Origin of the sequence: Bradyrhizobium sp. 190, assembly GCF_023073415.1 — a bacterium.
Taxonomy (GTDB): Bacteria; Pseudomonadota; Alphaproteobacteria; order Rhizobiales; family Xanthobacteraceae; genus Bradyrhizobium.
In genome coordinates this window covers 547,915-566,542 of sequence record NZ_JADPJL010000008.1, presented here as the reverse complement: position 1 = coordinate 566,542, position 18,628 = coordinate 547,915, and the positions used below count along the sequence as shown (strand labels likewise).

Annotated in this window: 19 protein-coding genes and 1 pseudogene; 14 read left to right on the top strand and 6 right to left on the bottom strand. The window is 60.2% G+C overall.

The window, feature by feature from the left end; translation table 11 throughout:
- Positions 1 to 254: 254 nt before the first annotated feature.
- The 7 genes from IVB22_RS06515 (at position 255) to IVB22_RS06485 (ending at position 7,525) form a co-directional block, all read left to right on the top strand.
- Positions 255 to 1,265 (top strand): tripartite tricarboxylate transporter substrate binding protein, encoded by a 1,011-nt coding sequence (locus tag IVB22_RS06515; RefSeq protein ID WP_247516472.1) that lies wholly within the window; start codon positions 255 to 257, stop codon positions 1,263 to 1,265.
- A gap of 81 nt (positions 1,266 to 1,346) precedes the next feature.
- A complete protein-coding gene (locus IVB22_RS06510; RefSeq protein WP_247516471.1) occupies positions 1,347 to 1,844 on the top strand; it encodes a tripartite tricarboxylate transporter TctB family protein in 498 nt (165 codons plus the stop codon).
- A 28-nt stretch (positions 1,845 to 1,872) separates the two neighbouring features.
- Positions 1,873 to 3,372, top strand: a complete 1,500-nt coding sequence (locus tag IVB22_RS06505) for a tripartite tricarboxylate transporter permease (protein WP_247516470.1) — start codon at positions 1,873 to 1,875, stop codon at positions 3,370 to 3,372.
- 216 nt (positions 3,373 to 3,588) lie between these two features.
- Positions 3,589 to 4,881 (top strand): oxalate/formate MFS antiporter, encoded by a 1,293-nt coding sequence (gene oxlT / locus IVB22_RS06500; protein WP_247516469.1) that lies wholly within the window; start codon positions 3,589 to 3,591, stop codon positions 4,879 to 4,881.
- Positions 4,882 to 5,151: 270 nt separating this feature from the next.
- Complete coding sequence (locus tag IVB22_RS06495) at positions 5,152 to 5,583, top strand: CBS domain-containing protein (RefSeq protein WP_247516468.1); 432 nt, start codon at positions 5,152 to 5,154, stop codon at positions 5,581 to 5,583.
- A 104-nt stretch (positions 5,584 to 5,687) separates the two neighbouring features.
- Positions 5,688 to 6,710, top strand: a complete 1,023-nt coding sequence (locus IVB22_RS06490) for a 2-dehydropantoate 2-reductase (RefSeq protein ID WP_247516467.1) — start codon at positions 5,688 to 5,690, stop codon at positions 6,708 to 6,710.
- Positions 6,710 to 7,525, top strand: a complete 816-nt coding sequence (locus IVB22_RS06485; protein ID WP_247516466.1) for a fumarylacetoacetate hydrolase family protein — start codon at positions 6,710 to 6,712, stop codon at positions 7,523 to 7,525. Before IVB22_RS06490 ends, IVB22_RS06485 begins: the two co-directional genes overlap by 1 nt.
- A 440-nt stretch (positions 7,526 to 7,965) precedes the next feature.
- On the opposite strand, the gene IVB22_RS06480 is transcribed toward IVB22_RS06485, so the two are convergent.
- Positions 7,966 to 8,436 carry an SgcJ/EcaC family oxidoreductase gene (locus IVB22_RS06480; protein ID WP_247516465.1) on the bottom strand — a complete coding sequence of 157 codons (471 nt, stop codon included), beginning with the start codon at positions 8,434 to 8,436 and terminating at the stop codon, positions 7,966 to 7,968.
- Positions 8,437 to 8,950: 514 nt separating this feature from the next.
- Between IVB22_RS06480 and IVB22_RS06475 the strand changes: the two genes are divergently transcribed.
- Positions 8,951 to 9,169: a hypothetical protein gene (locus IVB22_RS06475; protein ID WP_247516464.1), complete on the top strand. Its 219-nt coding sequence runs from the start codon at positions 8,951 to 8,953 to the stop codon at positions 9,167 to 9,169.
- A gap of 26 nt (positions 9,170 to 9,195) precedes the next feature.
- Positions 9,196 to 9,387 (top strand): hypothetical protein, encoded by a 192-nt coding sequence (locus IVB22_RS06470; protein WP_247516463.1) that lies wholly within the window; start codon positions 9,196 to 9,198, stop codon positions 9,385 to 9,387.
- A gap of 221 nt (positions 9,388 to 9,608) precedes the next feature.
- Here IVB22_RS06470 and IVB22_RS06465 read toward each other — a convergent pair whose 3' ends face one another.
- Together IVB22_RS06465 and IVB22_RS06460 are read right to left on the bottom strand one after the other, a co-directional pair.
- Positions 9,609 to 10,688 (bottom strand): sensor histidine kinase, encoded by a 1,080-nt coding sequence (locus IVB22_RS06465; RefSeq protein ID WP_247516462.1) that lies wholly within the window; start codon positions 10,686 to 10,688, stop codon positions 9,609 to 9,611.
- A 77-nt stretch (positions 10,689 to 10,765) separates the two neighbouring features.
- The gene (locus IVB22_RS06460; protein ID WP_247516461.1) at positions 10,766 to 10,957 is read right to left on the bottom strand and encodes a hypothetical protein; all 192 of its coding nucleotides are present in this window, start codon (positions 10,955 to 10,957) and stop codon (positions 10,766 to 10,768) included.
- Between the two features lie 667 nt (positions 10,958 to 11,624).
- Between IVB22_RS06460 and IVB22_RS06455 the strand changes: the two genes are divergently transcribed.
- From IVB22_RS06455 to IVB22_RS06440, 4 genes and pseudogenes are all read left to right on the top strand, one after another.
- Positions 11,625 to 12,311, top strand: coding sequence for a Crp/Fnr family transcriptional regulator (locus IVB22_RS06455; protein WP_247516460.1), 687 nt, complete (start codon positions 11,625 to 11,627; stop codon positions 12,309 to 12,311).
- A gap of 1 nt (position 12,312) precedes the next feature.
- Positions 12,313 to 12,504 (top strand): annotated as a pseudogene (locus IVB22_RS06450) (fumarylacetoacetate hydrolase family protein); the annotation flags it as partial.
- Positions 12,505 to 12,827: 323 nt separating this feature from the next.
- On the top strand, positions 12,828 to 13,973 hold the full coding sequence (locus tag IVB22_RS06445; protein ID WP_247516459.1) for a fructose-1,6-bisphosphatase: 1,146 nt from the start codon (positions 12,828 to 12,830) through the stop codon (positions 13,971 to 13,973).
- 21 nt (positions 13,974 to 13,994) lie between these two features.
- The gene (locus IVB22_RS06440; protein ID WP_247516458.1) at positions 13,995 to 15,182 is read left to right on the top strand and encodes a 6-phosphofructokinase; all 1,188 of its coding nucleotides are present in this window, start codon (positions 13,995 to 13,997) and stop codon (positions 15,180 to 15,182) included.
- A 44-nt stretch (positions 15,183 to 15,226) separates the two neighbouring features.
- On the opposite strand, the gene IVB22_RS06435 is transcribed toward IVB22_RS06440, so the two are convergent.
- Both IVB22_RS06435 and IVB22_RS06430 read right to left on the bottom strand, forming a co-directional pair.
- Positions 15,227 to 16,771, bottom strand: coding sequence for an SGNH family hydrolase (locus IVB22_RS06435; RefSeq protein ID WP_247516457.1), 1,545 nt, complete (start codon positions 16,769 to 16,771; stop codon positions 15,227 to 15,229).
- A gap of 116 nt (positions 16,772 to 16,887) precedes the next feature.
- Entirely contained in the window at positions 16,888 to 17,331 is a 444-nt protein-coding gene (locus IVB22_RS06430; protein WP_247516456.1) for an Rrf2 family transcriptional regulator, read from the bottom strand.
- A 150-nt stretch (positions 17,332 to 17,481) separates the two neighbouring features.
- Between IVB22_RS06430 and IVB22_RS06425 the strand changes: the two genes are divergently transcribed.
- A complete protein-coding gene (locus IVB22_RS06425) occupies positions 17,482 to 18,183 on the top strand; it encodes a class I SAM-dependent methyltransferase (protein WP_247516455.1) in 702 nt (233 codons plus the stop codon).
- 118 nt (positions 18,184 to 18,301) lie between these two features.
- Here the strand turns inward: IVB22_RS06425 and IVB22_RS06420 are convergent, their stop codons facing one another.
- A complete protein-coding gene (locus tag IVB22_RS06420) occupies positions 18,302 to 18,601 on the bottom strand; it encodes a hypothetical protein (protein WP_247516454.1) in 300 nt (99 codons plus the stop codon).
- Positions 18,602 to 18,628: the final 27 nt, after the last annotated feature.

Genomic DNA, 18,628 nt, shown 5'->3' with positions numbered 1-18,628 from the left:
GTTACCGAGGACGGGCAAGGCCTGGATGCCTCCCGTTTTTCCTGTGCTCCTCACATCAACATCAACATTGGCCGAAAGCAGCGGATGCCGCGCCGAAAGGCCCCTCGTACAATTCAAGCCTGCAGCGGTCGCGACGAGGCAACCATTGCGGCGTGACGATCATGGGTGCAAGAAGACCCGAAAGTTTTGATCGGGAATGAACTAAGCAAGCCGGCAAAGAACGGCGTAACCACAGCTCGACGGGAGTGAAGCAAATGAGGCGTTCTACACATCTTGCGTTCGGAGCGATCGCGGCAATGTGCGCAGGCGGGATCACGTTTCCCGCAACTGCCGCGTGGGAGCCGGTGCGCCCCGTCGAGTTCATCGTTCCGGCCGGCACTGGCGGCGGCGCCGATCAGATGGCGCGGACGATCCAGGGCATCGTCACCAAGCATAGCCTGATGAAGCAGCCGCTTGTCGTCATCAACAAGTCGGGCGGCGCCGGCGGCGAAGGTTTCCTCGACCTCAAGGGATCGGGCGGTAATCCGCACAAGATCATCATCACGCTCTCCAACCTCTTCACGACGCCACTCGCAACCGGCATTCCATTCAACTGGAAGGATCTCACACCGGTCGCCATGCTGGCGCTCGACGAATTCGTTCTCTGGGTGAACGCGGAGAAGCCGTACAAGACGGCGAAAGAGTACATCGAGGCGGTGAAGGCTGCACCCGCGGGCTCCATGAAGATGGGCGGTACCGGCTCGAAGCAGGAAGACCAGATCATCACGGTCGCGGTCGAAAAGGCTACCAGCACCCGTTTCACCTACATCCCCTATAAGGGCGGCGGCGAAGTCGCGGTGCAGCTCGTCGGCAACCACGTCGATTCGACCGTCAACAATCCGATCGAGGCGGTCGCGCAATGGCGGGGCGGCAAGCTGCGTCCGCTCTGCGTGTTCGACGCACAGCCGATGAGCTATGACGAGCAGATTGCGGACGGCAAGAGCTGGAAAGACATTCCGACCTGCAAGTCGCAAGGTCTCGACATGGAATATCTGATGCTGCGCGGCATCTTCATGTCCCCCAGGGCCACCAAGGACCAGGTCGAGTATTATATCGATCTCTTCAAGAAGGTTCGCGCCACGCCGGAATGGCAGGACTTCATGAAGAGCGGTGCATTCAACACAACGTTCCTGACCGGCGCTGATTACGCCAAGTGGATAGAGGCCGAGGAAAAGCGTCATCAGACTCTGATGAAAGACGCCGGCTTCCTCGCCCCGAGCAACTGACCGGTAAGCACTGATCGTTCGTAAGTAACAACGCAGACGGCGGGCTCAGCTTCCGCGGGCTTGATTGCGCATGGAGTTTTGATGTCGACAGGCAGTTCCAGCAACACCGGCCCGACCCACAAGCTCGTGGAAGCAGGCGTCACGTTATTGATCGCTCTGTTCGGAGTGATCGTGATCATCGGCAGCGTCAAGGCGGGGATCAATTGGGGCGCCGAAGGTCCCCGCGCCGGCTTCTTCCCGTTCTACATCGGCCTCTTCATCCTTGTTTCCAGCGCGATAAACCTCTGGAACGGACTGCGCGAAGACAATGACGGGCTGTTCGCCGAATGGGGGCAGCTTCGTCAGGTTCTCAGCGTCGTCATTCCCACCGCGATCTATGTCAGCGCCATCCCGTTCATCGGATTGTATGTCGCCTCCACCATCTTCATCGCGTGGTTCATGCGATGGCTGGGCAAATACAAATGGCCGGTCGTGCTCGCGATTTCGTTCGGCATGCCCATCGTCACCTATTTGATTTTCGAGCGCTGGTTCATGGTCCCGCTTCCCAAGGGACCGCTTGAAGAGTGGCTCGGTCTTTAACAACAGCGCACAGTCAGGGATTATCGGGATGGAAGAACTCGTCAATCTTTTTCATGGCTTTGCGGTCGCGCTGCAGCCTTACAACATCATGCTGATGGTGCTCGGCATCGTGCTGGGCGTCATCATCGGCGTGCTGCCGGGACTGGGCGGCGCCAATGGCGTCGCCATCCTGCTGCCGCTGACGTTCAGCATGTCGCCGACGTCGGCGATTATCATGTTGTCCTGTATCTATTGGGGCGCGCTGTTCGGCGGCGCGATCACCTCAATTCTCTTCAACATACCCGGCGAACCATGGTCGGTGGCCACGACGTTCGACGGCTATCCGATGGCGCAGCAGGGCAAGGCCGGCGAGGCCCTGACCGCCGCCTTCACCTCATCCTTCGTCGGCGCGCTGTTTGCCGTGATCATGATCACGCTGGTCGCGCCGCTGGTCGCCAGTTTTGCGCTGCAGTTTGGTCCAGCGGAAAAATTCGCGGTCTATTTCCTTGCCTTCTGCAGCTTCGTGGGCCTGAGCAAGGAGCCGCCATTCAAGACCATTGCAGCCATGATGATCGGCTTTGCACTTGCCGCTGTCGGACTTGATTCCATCACCGGGCAGTTGCGGCTGACATTCGGCTCCACCCACCTGCTCAACGGCTTCGACTTCCTCATTGCCGTGATCGGGCTGTTCGGCATCGGTGAAATCCTGCTCACGATGGAGGAAGGGCTCGCCTTCCGCGGCGGCAAGGCCAAGATCAATCTGCGGGTCGTGCTGCAGACCTGGAAGGAACTGCCCAAATACTGGATGACCTCGCTGCGCTCCTGCTTCATCGGCTGCTGGATGGGCATTACGCCCGCTGGCGCCACGCCGGCTTCGTTCATGAGCTACGGCATCGCCAAGCGCGTGGCCAAGAACGGCAACAATTTCGGCAAGGGCGAGGTCGAAGGCGTGATCGCGCCGGAGACCGCGGCGCATGCCGCGGGCACCGCTGCCCTGCTGCCGATGCTCTCGCTCGGCGTGCCCGGTTCGCCGACGGCCGCAGTGTTGCTCGGCGGCCTCCTGATCTGGGGCCTGCAGCCCGGCCCGATGCTGTTTGTCGAACAGAAGGAATTCGTCTGGGGCCTGATCGCCTCGATGTATCTCGGAAACCTCGTCGGCCTCATCGTGGTGCTGACATGCGTTCCGATTTTCGCGGCAATCCTGCGCGTGCCCTTCAGCATCATTGCACCCCTGATCCTGGTGCTCTGCGCGATCGGCGCCTACTCGGTCCACAGCTCTACGTTTGACGTCGTGCTGATGCTAGTGTTCGGCGTGATCGGCTATCTGCTCAAGAAGTGCAATTATCCCCTCGCGCCGCTGGTGCTGGCCATCGTGCTCGGCGACAAGGCGGAAGAGGCGTTCCGGCAGTCGCTACTGGGATCCCAGGGATCGTTCGGCATATTCCTGTCCAACCCGCTGGTGGGCACGATCATGGTCCTCGGACTGATCGCGCTGTTCTGGTCGGTGATCCAGCACGGCTATACCCGTCTGCGGGGTGCGATGGCCTGAACGGCGCCGCTAACTTAAGGCGAAACAACAACTTCTACTGATGACGGACATGAGGCCGCGCAAACTGCGCGGCCTTTTTTTGTGCGCGCGCAACCACCTTGCCCACGAATCTAAATTCTTTGCAGAGCTCTAAATTTCCTCTTGTCTGCTGGCATAACATATACCAGAGTTCGCGCGAGCTGTCGGGCATCGATAGAACAGCCCTTTGGAGGAAAAATGACAGACACCGTGCAAGGAGCGGCCCCCGTAGCTGGCCGAGTCAGCGATGCTTATCGCTGGACGCAATTGGCCATCGGCGTCGCCGCAATGGTGATGATCGCCAATTATCAATATGGTTGGACTTTCTTCGTCCCCGACATCCAGCAGAAATTCGGATGGGATCGCGCGTCGATCCAGTGGGCATTTACGCTGTTCGTGCTGTTCGAGACCTGGCTGGTGCCGGTCGAAGGATGGTTCGTCGATAAATACGGTCCGCGCCTCGTCGTGCTCGTCGGCGGCATCCTCTGCGCCGTCGGATGGGCGATCAACGCCCAGGCGACTACCCTCAACGGCTTCTATCTCGGCATGATCATCGCAGGCATCGGCGCCGGTGGCGTGTACGGCACCTGCGTCGGCAACGCGCTGAAATGGTTTCCCGACAAGCGCGGCCTCGCCGCCGGCATCACCGCCGCCGGTTTCGGCGCGGGCTCGGCGCTGACGGTCGCGCCGATCCAGGCGATGATCAAGGACTCCGGCTTCCAGACCACCTTCCTCTATTTCGGTCTCGGCCAAGGCATCATCATCGTGATCCTCGCCTTCTTCATGTTCTCGCCGAAAACCGGACAAGTGCCTGCGGTGACGCAGAACGCCAACATCATCCAGACCCGGCGCAATTATCAGCCGACCGAGGTGATCCGTCAGCCGATCTTCTGGCTGATGTACTTCATGTTCGTGATCGTCGGTGCCGGCGGATTGATGGTCACCGCCAACCTCAAGCCGATCGCCGTCGACTGGAAGGTCGACAGCGTACCGGTCACGCTGATGGCGGTGACGATGACGGCAGTGACGTTCGCCGCCACCATCGATCGCGTCCTCAACGGCCTGACCCGCCCCTTCTTCGGCTGGATCTCGGACATGATCGGGCGCGAGAACACCATGTTCATCGCGTTCGGCATGGAAGGCATCGGCATCTGGGGCCTGTACATGCTGGGCCACGATCCCGTGTGGTTCGTGCTGCTGTCGGGCTTCGTGTTCTTTGCCTGGGGCGAGATCTATTCCCTCTTCCCGTCGACCTGCACCGACACCTTCGGCGCCAAGTTCGCGACCACCAATGCCGGCCTGCTCTACACTGCAAAGGGCACCGCGGCACTGCTGGTGCCGGTGGCGAACTACATGCAGCAGTCTTCGGGCACGTGGGACACCGTGTTCATCGTCGCGGCCGGTGCGAATATCCTGGCCTCGGTGCTGGCGATAGCCGTGCTCAAGCCTTGGCGTAAGGCGGTGGTCGCCAAATCGCAGATTGCGGCCTGATCCGAACCGTCGGTTGTTCGAAAGAAGCGCGCTCGTCCCAAGGGATGGGCGCGTTTTCTTTTGCCTGTACGGCCTCCGGTATACCTGAGCGCTTTTTGGCCCGCTCCAGACGACGATGCCCCTCCTCCGGCTGGAGAGCAGCGTCCCAAGAACGTCAGTAATACTGCCTATTTATCTTCATCCCGGCGAAAGATTTCCACTATCAAGCGTGTTGACAATTGGCATTATGTATACCAGACTCGAGGTAATAGTTCACCCAAGGAGGTCGCCATGCAAGTTGGAGATATTCTGCGCAAGAAAGCCGCCCGTGTCGCAACGATCCGCATGAACGAGACCGTGGCCATTGCAGCCCAACTGATGCGCTCCAGCAATATCAGCGCGCTTGTGGTGAAAGATGTCGTGCGCACTGAGGGCAACACGGCAGTCGGCATGTTCACCGAACGCGACGTGGTGCGCGCGATCGCCCAGCACGGCGTGGCCGGGGTGAACATGCGCGTTTCGCAATTCATTTCGGTACAGCAGCTCGTCTCCTGCACATCGACGGATACGCTCGAGCATGTCCGTCACCTCATGAGCAAGCATCACATCCGCCACGTGCCTGTGATCGACAATTACAGCCTGATCGGCGTCATCAGCATTCGCGATATCTTCAACGCATTCGACGACGAAGCAACGCCCTTCAATCTGGCCGCGTCGGCTTGATATCCGCAGGGAAGCTCAGCACCAACGCGCCGGCCTGAGATGATCTCAGCACCGGCGCAGTGCTGACGCTTGATCATCAACCACCGGGCTTTTCGAAAGATCCCATGAAAATCTGTATCTACGGCGCCGGCGCGATCGGCGGCTATCTCGGCGTGCAGCTCGCGCGGGCTGGTGTCGATGTCAGCCTGGTGGCGCGCGGCGCGCATCTTGCCGCCATGCGCGCCAACGGGCTCAAGCTGTTGATCGGAGATGAAGAGCGCGTCGTGCATCCGCGCTGCACCGATGACCCGTCCGAGCTCGGGCCGCAGGATTTCGTCATCATCTGCCTGAAGGCGCATTCGATCACCGGCGTGCTCGAACAGATGCAGCCGCTGCTCGGGCCGCAGACCCGAATCGTCACCGCCGTGAACGGCATCCCCTATTGGTACTTCTACAAGCATGGCGGCGCCCTCGAGGGCTCGACGCTGGAGAGCATCGATCCCGGCGGACGGCAGTGGCGCGAGCTGACGCCGCAGCGCGCGATCGGCTGCATCGTCTACCCCGCCACCGAGATCGAGGCGCCCGGCGTGATCCGTCACGTCTATGGCGACCGCTTCCCGCTCGGCGAGCCCTCCGGTGAAATCACCGAGGACGTGCAGCGGCTCTCGGAGGTCTTCACCAGGGCCGGCATGCAGGCGCCGGTGCTCGACCGCATTCGCGACGAGATCTGGCTCAAGCTGTGGGGCAATGTCTGCCTCAACCCGGTCAGCGCGCTGACCCACGCCACCCTCGACGTGATCTGCTCCGATCCCCCTACCCGCGCGCTGTCGAAGGCGATCATGCTGGAGGCGCAGGCGATCGCCGAATCCTTCGGTGTCAAATTCCGCGTCGACGTCGACCGGCGTATCGAAGGCGCGCGCAAGGTCGGCGCGCACAAGACCTCGATGCTGCAGGATCTCGAGCGCAGCCGTCCGATGGAAATCGATCCGCTGGTGACGGTAGTTCAGGAAATGGGACGGCTGACCAGGATTCCGACGCCGTCGCTGGATGCCGTGCTGGCGCTGGTCGCGCAGCGCGCCAAGATCGCCGGCCTCTACGACGGAACGGTCCTTCCGGCGCCGGAAGCAAAAATCCCGGCGGTGGCGTGATGCTGCAGCGTAACGTCACCCACTGGCTTCGCTTCCGCTACCAGGGTGAAACCGGCTTCGGCGCGCTCACGCCATCCGGCATCGCCGTGCATGACGGCAACGTGTTCGGTAGCTCGAAGCCGAGCGGACAAATACTGGCGCTTGGGGATGTCGAGCTATTGGCGCCGACAGAGCCGACCAAGATCGTCGCGCTCTGGAACAATTTTCATGCGCTCGCCGCCAAGCTGCAACAGCCGGAGCCGGCCGAGCCTCTGTATCTCCTGAAAGCCACCACCAGCGTCACCGCGCCGGGCGCAGTAATCGAACGTCCCGTCTCCTATGACGGCAAGACCACCTATGAGGGCGAACTCGGCATCGTCATCGGAAAGCCCTGCACCAACGTTTCCCCTGACGACGCCGACGACTTCATCCTCGGCTACACCTGCGTCAACGACGTCACCGCCAATGACATTCTCAACCGCGATGCGACCTTCGCCCAATGGGCGCGCGCCAAGGGCTTTGACGGCTACGGGCCGTTCGGCCCGGTCATCACGTCAGGCATCGATCCGGCAAGCCTCGTGGTGCGGACCATCCTCAACGGCGCCGAACGCCAGAACTATCCCATATCAGACATGATCTTCAGCGCGCAGCAGCTCGTCAGCAAGATCTCGCACGACATGACGCTCCTGCCCGGCGACCTGATCGCCTGCGGAACATCGGTGGGCATCGGCGTGATGAAGGAGCCGGTCAACACCGTGACGGTTGCGATCGACGGCATCGGCGAACTGACCAACGAGTTTAGGCTTTTGCGAGGCCTATCCAAAAACCGGTCCTAGGCTCCTAGCCTATGCCAAATCTGCTCGATGCGGATGCGTGCTTTGATGAACAGCCAAAGGGCCTGGCTCGGGAGCATCCGCGCACCCTACGAGCAAAAAAAAACGAGGTTAGTCTTCCTCAAGATCGGGAACATCCCACAACAAGAACGCCATAACGATGAGCGCTGGAGTCCAAGCTAGCATTGCCCCAAATGCAATGGCCTGCACTGTTGTCATGATCACTCCGGGGTTGTCCCTACCCTGAATCAGGTAACTTAACGCGCTGGTGCCAGGTAGCAGCGTCGTGAAACTGTCCACAAAAAATGTCTTCTAGATGAAGTCCCTTGCCCTAGGTCCGCCGTATTTGGATAGCTCAGCGGCCCCGGTCGGCTTTCAGCGTCCGCTTTTGTAGGCCCTCTTGGCTCGGGCGGCGGGGTGTCACCATTCGACAATCTGGTGGGCTATCTCGGGGTTGAAGGCATGGCCGAGGAATGGTGGTCGACGATCAGCCAACGCTCGCCGTTCTTGACGTAGGTGAAGCTGTAGCGCGCGGGCAGGCTCTTCGTCTCGCCATCCTTGACATAGGAGAACGTATAGTAGCCGGTATTGACCGCCGCATTCCCGTACACGCGGATCAGCTGATCGCCAAAGGCGACCTTGAGGCCGGGCAGAACCTTGAAGGCAGCCACGAAATAGTCTCGTACCCCCGCCCGGTCGGAGCGCACGGTCGGCGACAGCGTACCCCAGAGCACGGCATCGTCCGAATAGAGCGGCAACACCTTTTCGGGATCGCCTTCGCCAATAGCCTGCCCCCATGCCGAGGTTGCCGTCGCCACCTCCGCTTTCGGCTCGACCAAAGCGCTGGAGCCAAACGATAGCAACACTATGCACAGGGCAAGTGCTGCGCTCACTACTTTTGGAGAAGACTGCATGACATCCTCCCTTGCGAATGCTGGACAGACAAGTGTCCGCGTGAGACGGCCTCTTGCAATGCGGGCGGCTACTGTTTGCGCGGATCGTCAGCCGGATTGATGTAATCGATGCCACCTGGGCCGGTAAATTGAACTTGAAGTATCCCTCCCTCGCTTCCGGTCCAAGCGGGTCCGTGTGGAAACTAGATTGAAGCTGCGTCACGACGTTGCGTGCGTCAACGCGTGTCAAACTACACCATCAGCAACGGGCGAACCATAAGTCAGAGATGTTGACTTGATAGGTTGTCCGCCTTGGGTCGATTGCGTCGACGGCGATGTAACAGACCCCCTTGAATTGCCGGAGGTCACAAAGCTTCTCACCGGCGAATTGAGGCGTCCGGGCTAAATTGCCTCCGTTGGCTTTGACGATGGTCGTCTGGATACACCCAAACTATCCGGGGTGGCGTCCGAATTGTCTCGCTATCTGGGTCCGACAAGCGCAGCTTGGTTCCGGACCCTCGCTTGGAGGTCAGTCATGAGCGGCAATATTTTCAATAGCAACGGCACCCACGTTGGGGTGGTGGACGGCGCGGGCATCTTCGACCTCAAGGGCCAAAAACTTTATCAGCTAAGAGGCATCAATATTTATCGACTTTCCGGCGAGCTGGTCGGTCATCTGAACGCAGCGCAAGGCTCCGATAAGCGACTCGATCGTTCCACTGACAGGCTATTCCCCGCCAGAGGCAGTTCTTGAAACCCTGCCGTATCAGGAGAAGGCGAATGACAAGCCACGACATTCCTGCCTTCTCAATCTCAATAGGTATCATTGCCTTTGGAATTTGGATTGCTTCTGGCACGATCGGCGCTGGCACGCATTTGGCTTGGATACTCATGGGATTACTTCCCGTCATCGTGGGTACGATCAGCCTTTGTCTGGTGGTTCGCGAAGTCAGCGTTGCGCCGCGGAATTGAGATTCTGAAATGTCGTCAGTTGACGTGGGCAAGCGGCGAACCGACCAACGAGTTCAGGCAGTAGAGGGCGTCGTCTGAAACCTACGGCCTGAACCCAATAATTAGGAATGGTCGTCCGATGTCCGCTTTGGCGCGCATTTAGGGACTCAAGTCGTAGACCGCCGCGCGCCGTGGCTGTCGTTGCCAGCTCAGGCACTTTGCCGTCGCCCGTAGCGGCAAGACTACGCGAGCGGCAGGGCGATCTCGCACGTGAGCCCTTGGTCGCGCCAATCAAAACGCACCTCACCCCTGAGTTGGCCAATCATATTTTCCATAATGCGTGTGCCGAACCCGCGGTGCGTGGGCGGCGTAACGGTCGGTCCGCCCGACTCGATCCAGCGCAAAATGAGTCGTCGGTCTACAGTAAGGCGCCATGTGATTTCAACGTGACCACGCGTTGCCGATAGCGATCCGTATTTTGCCGCGTTGGTCGCGAGCTCATGCAAGGAGATTGCAGTGGTCTGAGCCATGCTCGGCTCCAGCATGACGGCTGGGCCGTCAATGCGCACGCGCACCTTACTCTCTCCGCCGTAAGCCATAAGCTCCTGCGTGACCAGGCGGTGAAGCTCGGCTCCCGCCCAGCGGGATTCCACGAACAGCGTATGGACCTTTGCGAGCGCATCAATGCGCCCTTCGATCAGTTGCTTGAGATTATCAGACGTAGCGGAATGAGAAAGACGAACCGTCGCCAGCACAGTGGCCAAAATGTTCTTTGTTCGATGCTCGGCCTCGCGCGCGAGATTGACGATTTGCTCCTCGCTCCGTTTGCGCTCCGTTACATCCTGGAAGCAGTTGACGGCGCCGACAATGTTTCCATCGCTATTCTTGATTGCCTCGATGTCAACGAGCGCGATGCCGCGCGACCCGTCAGGTCGCTCGATGTGTACTTCCTGTTCACGCACGGAAATGCCGGTGCGGAGCACAGTTGCCATGGGGCATTGATGGTGCAGGAGCAGACTGCCGTCGGGGCGGAACATTCGATACGATCCGCAAAACCGTTCATCCGAATCGCGGAGTTTGGGCGCCCGGCCCCATAATTCGGCAGCACAGCGGTTGTATCGAAGAACAAGCCCGTCCCGGTCACAAACATAAACGGCAAACGGCAGTTGTTCGAACAACCGTCCGGGCAATTCGAAAGCCAGTTCCTCATCACGCAAATCAAGGACGACGCCAGCCGCCTTCGCGACCGCATCCACGTCAATGGAGGTTCTCACAGAATTGCGCTGGAGGGAGCGTCGCGCGTCGGAAGGTGCATCGCTCATTGTGCTGTAACCCGTGCTGAATTCAGGATTTGGATCATCTCTGGGCCAAAATCCGGCATTCTGCAGTTCTCCCGATCCTATTTCGATTTGGCGGTTTGTGGTGCGAATGCGCGCCTCATGGAGGCATACACCCTCAACTGTGCTGCGTTGCGAAGCGCATTCTGTCTCGCCTCTCCCTCAGGCAATTGCTTTGCCTCGCTGGCGCGCGCATCTGCCTGCTCTTCCAGATGGTCCGGCGTCAAATAGCCGACCTTGTTTCTGTTACGCATGCCGGGCCTCATTTCGGTGAGTACAAATTGCCATCAAACCAATCGAGAGGGTCGGATTGCGACGGGCTGGATACAACTTGCATCTGCTGGATGTGGCCACAGCGTGTGCAGCGCAGCGTCCAATGCTCGTACCCCGTTCGCGAAGGCGTGATGCGCTGCACCATGGTAACGCCGCAGCAACGGTCGCATCGCGAACTTGATAGGACCCGGGGTGGTGAGGGGGCTACTTCAGCGGACATTCTTAATCTTCCATGACATTGCCAAAATCTAGTCCGGGGATTTAAGCTCGCCGCCAAGCCACCCTCTCGCGTCACCGCTCATGGGGTCGCTGACCACCAGGGTTCTCTGGGCACGATCACACTTGGGGCACGCGAAAGTGCGGAGTTCGTACCCGGCTGGGCCGGGCGCAATGCGGGCCAGGACCGTGCGGGTCTGGCAGTGCTGACAGCGCGGGCGCTCTATAACGCTAAGCGGCGGGCCGGTTGGTAACGCATGAGAGCCGGGCATGCGGGCACCCCTTTTTGGATCAGGCGGGTGCACAACACGCTGCCGGACACCGGCTACTGACCGGTTGATTTTCTCACTTGGGAAACTGGTCCGCTGGTCAATATTGACCACACCGCCCCATTTTTAATATTTAGGCATCGCTGGTCCAAAGGAGGGGCTTGTGAAGTCAGCAAAGCGATCGTTCGATCCTCAGGTTTTTCTAGCCAAAGTCGGGACCGGCAAAGCGATAGTGAAGTACCGTAAAGGCCGGATCATCTTCGCCCAAGGCGAAGAGGCTGATAGGATTTTTTATGTCCAATCAGGCAAGGTCAAGGTCACCGTTGTTTCCGAGCAGGGCAAAGAAGCAGTCGTCGGCATATTGGAGACTGCGCAATTTTTCGGCGAGGGGTGTTTGAATGGCCAGGCGGTCCGCGTTGGAACCGCGAGGGCGATGGAGGAGTGCGTTATCACCTCAATAACGCGGAAGGCGATGCTGGCGGCGCTCCGCAAGGAGCCAAGGTTTTCAGAACTTTTCGTGGCTTACCTGGTGACCCGGAGCAATCGCATTGAAGAAGATTTGATCGACCAGCTATTCAATTCGAGCGAGAAGCGGCTCGCGCGCCTTCTTCTGCTGCTGGCCAATTTCGGAAAAAATGGAAAGCCAACGCCAATCGATGCTTCGATCAATCAAGCAACCTTGGCGGAGATGATCGGAACGACCCGCCCCCGGGTGAGTTACTTTCTGAACAAATTTCGCAAGCTTGGATTGATCAGCTATAACGGAAAGATCGAGGTGCATCGTTCTTTGTTGAACGCAGTCTTATATGAAAAACCGCAGCTGGAAAGAGACGAAGAGCCGAACGAATAGTCAGAACTATCCCATATCAGACATGATCTTCAGCGCGCAGGAGCTCGTCAGCAAGATCTCCCACGACATGACGCCCCTGCCCGGCGATCTGATCGCCTGCGGCACGTCCGTCGGCGTCATGAAGGAGCCGGTCAACACCGTGACGGTTGCGATCGATGGCATCGGCGAACTCACCAACGAGTTCATGCAGTAGACCGCGTCACCTGAAACATATGACGTGAACCCATTAATTCGGACTGATCGGCCGATGTGCGCTTTCGGAAACCGCCCCGCTTTCGAAAAGTGCCAAATAGCGGACTCGTACACCGCAGCAAATGGCGGCGCATGAACTAGTTATCCTATCGCTTCTGGAATGACCTTTACGGTGATCGATGATGCCGGCTACCGGATGAACCTCTTCGAGAAAGGCTCTCGTGGAACCTAACGGAACCTAAGACGTTCTTTTTTCGCGAATGAGCAGCGCCCCGGCGCAGCAAGCGCCGAGGCGCCTTGCTGCGCTGGTCGGAGGAAACGCTCATGAGACTCACCCTTTCGGTCATCAAGGCTGACATAGGCTCCGTCGGCGGCCACACGAAACCGTCTACACGCATGATGGCAGCTGTCGAGGGCGAGGTCGCGAAGGCGATCTGCGATGGCCTGCTGATCGACGGCTTCGTCTGCCATACCGGCGACGACATTGCGATCATCATGACGCACACACGGGGCGAAGGGAGCTCCGAGGTGCATCAACTCGCCTGGAAGGCGTTCCTCGCGGCCACCTCGGTAGCGAAAACCTCCGGGCTTTATGGCGCCGGCCAGGATCTTCTCGTCGACGCACCTTCTGGAAACGTTCGCGGCGCCGGACCGGGCGTCGCCGAGCTCAGCTTCGACCACAGCCTCTCGGGCACGAGAGCTGCGGAGTCCTTCATGGTGTTCGCCGCCGACAAATGCGGTCCCGGCGCCTACAACCTGCCGCTCTACCTCGCCTTTGCCGATCCCATGTATTGCGCCGGGCTGATGCTGCCCCCGATGATCAAGGGATTCCGTTTCCATGTCATCGACATGGACAACACGTCTGGCGACAGCGTGATCGAACTCGACGCGCCCGCGGATGGCTACCACATTGCCGCGCTGCTCCGCGACAACGAGCGCTTTGGCATAGATCGCATCGTCTCCCGGACCCATGGCGAGGTCGCCGTCGCCGTTTCGGCGCAGCGTCTTCACGCGATCGCAGGCAAGTACACTGGTAAGGACGATCCGGTCGCGATCATCAGGAACCAGGGGATTTTCCCGGCTCCGGAAGAGATCATCTCGCCGTTCGCGAAGGCGCACTTCGTGGGCGGCGATGCGCGCGGCTCGCACGTGATGCCGCTGATGCCCGTGCCGCTCAACACTCCGGTGACAGGCATGTACTGCCTGCCGATCGTTTCCTGCACCGGCTTTTCGATCGACAAGGACGGCCGTTTTTCGGAGTCCTTTACCGATTTCTTCGACAACCCGGCGTGGGACGAGGTCCGCCGTCGCGCCCAGCGCAAGGCAATCGAGATGCGCAGCCAAGGCTGGTCTGGCGCCGCGATGCTGCCCTATTCCGAGCTTGAGTATGGTGGCTTCCGCGACACCGTGTCCTCACTGCTGGATCGCTTTCAAGTGCGCGAGGAGCGCAAGCCGGAAGCGGCCGAGTAAGGGACCGCCTGCGAGGTGGGTATGGCAAAAAGGCGCATCGGCATTCTCACGGGCGGCGGCGACGTTCCCGGTCTCAACGCAGTCATCAAGAGCGTGACATATCGCGGCAGCGAGAACGACATCGAGGTCGTCGGCCTCCGTCGTGGTTGGGAGGCCCTCACGCACGTGAACCTCGAGGACCCGGCCTCGAGGTCCCACTACATCATCCCGCTGAACCGTGACAACACGCGCACCATAGACCGGAGCGGCGGCACCGTGCTCCACTCGAGTCGCACCAACCCGTCCAGGATGAAGAAGCTGCCGGATCATCTCGCAGGCCAAGACTTTCCAGCCTCGCTCAGCACCAAGGGCGGCATCGCAACCAGGACGTGGGACGTCACCGGCCAGGTGCTGGCGAACCTCTCGGGGCTCGGCATCGAACATCTGATCGCCATCGGCGGCGACGACACGCTCAGTTACGCAGCCAAGCTCAACGACCTCGGCGTCAAGATCATCGCCATCCCGAAGACCATGGACAACGACGTCCGCAACACCGAGTACTGCATCGGCTTCTCGACCGCGATCACCCGCGCCAGCGACGCCATCCAGCGGCAGCGCACCACCGTCGGATCGCACGAGCGAATCGGCATTTTCCGCGTCTTTGGCCGCGATGCCGGATTTACGGCACTCTACACCGCGTACGCCACCTCGATACGGTGCGTCATACCGGAGTACAAGGTCGATCTCGACAAGCTGACCCAGCTGCTCCTGGAGGACAAGCGCGCCAACCCAAGCAACTACGCGCTGGTCGTGCTCAGCGAGGGCGCCGCGTGGGAGGGCTACGAGGTGCAGGAATACGGTGAGCCCGATGCCTATGGCCATCGCAAGAAGGCAAGCGTGGCGGAATCGTTCGCCGACGAGATCAAGCGGCGCGTCGGCGAGGAGACGATCACGTCTGACCTCACCTACGACCTGCGATCTGGCAACCCGGACTTCATGGACAAGCTCGTGGCCCTGACTTTCGGTAACATGGCATACGATGCCATCCTGGAAGGCAAGACCGGCCTCATGTCGGCGTTGGTGGAGGGACGCTACGACCTCGTGCCCATCCCTGACGCCAAGCTCGGGCCGCGCAAATTGGACGTCGCCAGCACGTACAACACGGAGCGATATCGCCCCATCTACGGCAATAAGCGAGGTCTGCCGATCTTTCTCAACCGTGCGTCATAGGGTTGGCACAGCGGTTGTTCGGGAGCACTAAAAGCGATTGGGCCCTATCGGCGATGCTTTTTCGGCTTTAGCGACGCCGCCGGCGCCCGTGCGTTGGCATCGAGCGCTGTTGATGCCACTGGCGTCTCACCCTTGGTCCCTTCGCGTCCAATTTCGCGTCGCGGCCAGGCAAAATCATCGGCGCGACCGGCTGGTGCCGACAACGGCTCACCTGTGATCAGGAACCGAGCTGCTTGCGCATCCATCGTCACCGGCCGCGACCCCGGACCGCCGAGCAATCGATCCGTGCTGACCGAGGAGCCCACCAAGGGAACGATCGGCCCGGCCAGCGGACGCGGCGCCGGCTGGTCCGGCCGCGCGCTGGTGTCGGGCGTTGCCGGTTCGGTGGGCAGCACAATCGGCCCGGAGCGCGCAGCCAACAGCCGGTTGATTTCGCGCTCGGCATAATGCGCGAGCTTGAGCGCGCCGGCCTTGGTGAAGTACACGCCATCGGAGGAGCGCAGCCGGCGGATCTGCCCTTCGAAATCGGGGCCTTGCTGTGAAAAGCGGCCGGCTTCATCGACAAATCCGTCCCAGACATCGACATAGGTGATGCCGGCCTTGCCGGCCGCATCTCGATAGAGCGTATCCAGAAACGCCATGTCGGCGGTCGCCTTGGGGCCGCGCACCACCGGCAGACCTACCCACAGCACCGGCACACCCTTGGACTTGAGCACGCCGATCAGCTCGTCGATCTTTTCTCTGTAGAGTTCGACCCAGCGTTTCTCGCGAAACTCATGGAGGCCGTTCGGCGAGCGCTCGCTCTTCTCCGGTCCTGTGAGCGGCCGCGCATCACTGTTGTCGGCGGCATCGTCTGGCGACAATTCGGGATCCGTCACCTTGGTTGCGTCATCCGGCTTCGCCGCGGGTTTTTCGCCCGAAGGCTTGCCATCAGGTTTGGCCTTGGCGTCCTTCTTGTCGTCGTCCTTCTTGTCCGCCGATTTACTGGGGGATTTTTCGGCTGCCGGCTCGCGGATCGCGACGCGGTCCTCAAGTCCGAGCATGACGACAATGGCGTCTGCTTTTTCGTTGGCGAGAATGCCTTTGGCGGCAGCGGCCCAATCGGCTGGATCGCCCTTCGGCTGATACTTGATCAGGCCGGACACTGACTTGTGTTTGCGGATCACACCCATCTCAGGCTGATCGGCATAGACCTCCTCAAGCCCGTAGGCGAGCCAGTCCGCCATGGAGTCACCGAGCACAAGAATGTGGCGCTCCGGTACAGTGTTGCGTTTGTCGGGCGGCGGCGCCTTTGAAAAATCCTCGCGCACCGCCGGTGGCGCTTGCCGCCCATAACGAGGCTGCGGTGCCGGCTGCTGGTACGGCGCAAACGTGTCGTTACCAAACCAGCCGCCACCGCGTTGTTCGTTACCAAACCAGCCGCCGCCGCGCTGTGGTTGCGGTTGCGGCCGCTGCTGATATCCGCCGAAATTAAAAAACTGTGCTGAGGTAGGTCCGACCATGCCGAGCACCAACCCCACCGCGACGGCTAGCGCAATCAGCCGACCACGCTCGGTGAAGATGCATAGCTTTTTTGGTCCCTTTGGCATGCGCTTGGACCGCACACACGCAGAAATTGCCTCAGGCACACTAGCACAAAGGCGCTGGGGCGGGTCTCAGTTTACCGTGAAGTGCGTTATCGTAAGCGCGGACTGAACAAGCGTACTTAGACAGTCTTCCGGCAATGCACCGAAAGCGGTTCCGGTTTTCCCGGCGCAAGCGTGTCCAGCGTTACCTGTCCGAATCGCTCCACGAACAGTGCTTCAGCTCGTGCCATCGTGTCCGCCATAGCGGCGTTGACGTTCCTTTCGACCAGGCAGTCAGGGTGATCGCTGCGGTTTCCAATGGCGAAGAGATTGGGTCGGCCAAGCGCTTCATAAACAGCGAGGAGACTGATCCGGTGCAGCGGGCGCGCCAACTGCCAGCCGCCGCCATGTCCCTTGCCGGACTGGACGTGACCTGCCTCCCTTAAGCCCGCCATGGTCCGGCGGAACACGGCCGGGTTGGTGCCCATGCTTCTCGCCAGAACCTCTGATGTCACCGGCTCTTTGACTTGCCCCAAGTGCAGCAGCACATGTAGGACGTCGGATAGCCTGGTGTCTCTGTTCATCTCCTCAAACCTCAAACAATGCGCTGAGCGTCACCGGCGCACGAAGCACCGCATGATCGTTGACAGGAGGCGAGTTCATTCGTATCTGTTAAAGATACATGAGCCGCACACCCTTTTGTAGCTCCATCTGATACATGCTCTGGAATTCCGATGTCCACCCCCAACGCCAACACAAAAAGCCAAGGACCGTTCTCGAACCCGGCTATGGTCGCAACCTATGCGGACGATACGCCACGGAAGGTGCCGGGGCTGGCCGATCTCCATCGCATGGCGATGCTGCTCCTCAGCGAGCGGGCACAGCAAGCGGCTCATATTCTCGTGGTCGGTGCGGGAGGGGGCATGGAGCTGAAGGCGATGGCTGAAGCCCGGCGGGAATGGGTATTCACCGGCGTCGACCCCTCCGCCGCCATGCTCGACCTTGCGCGCCGCAGTATCGAGCCGTTCAACGATCGGATCGAGCTGATAGAGGGTACCGTCGGTGCGGCACCGTCGGGGTCGTTCGACGGAGCGGCATGTCTGCTCACGCTGCACTTTCTTGATAAGAGCGAGCGGCTGCTAACGTTGCAGGAGATCCGACGTCGGCTGAAGCCGGACGCACGCCTTGTTGTCGCCCATCACAGCGTACCGAGCGGAGGTGCGGAACGCTGGATGGCGCGCTCGGCGGCCTTTGCCGACCGCGCCAGCGTTGATCGGGAGAAGGCCATTGCCTCCGCCGTGAGAATGGCCGGGCTGCCCCTGCTTTCCGTTGCCGAAGAGGAAGTGCTGCTTTGCGAGGCCGGATTCTCGGATGTCGAGCTCTTCTATGCCGCCTTCTCGTTCCGCGGCTGGGTGGCGACGGCAAGCTCGGCCTGAGCGCCTCCAGCGTCCGCCAACGGGGATGACCTCGGCCCGCGCACCATCGCGCTGGCGGACACGGCTTATGATGCAGACCGCATCCGTGAGTGCGGCGTGGAACCAGGAAGCGCCGCGATCAGGCGCTGCAGGCCTCCCGCAGTGAAACAAAAATTGATCGGGTAATCAAAAAAAGCGGGGATATCTCCCAAAAGGCGGCTTGATTTCTTGCTCCTTTTTCCCGGCCGGACGGCATTTCTTTGATGGGGAAGAAGAGATGACTGATCAACAATTGGCTCTTCAGGCGATTAACGAAGCGCAACTCATACTGGAAGAATACCTTCGGCCCCGACCGCAAAACAATGAGCATATCCTCGACAAGCTCGTGGAAGTTCTCGAACGCCCCGATTTGGTTGTTGCTGTAAGCCGCTTGCAGCAACGGAGCAGTCCTTCAGTGCGCAAATGA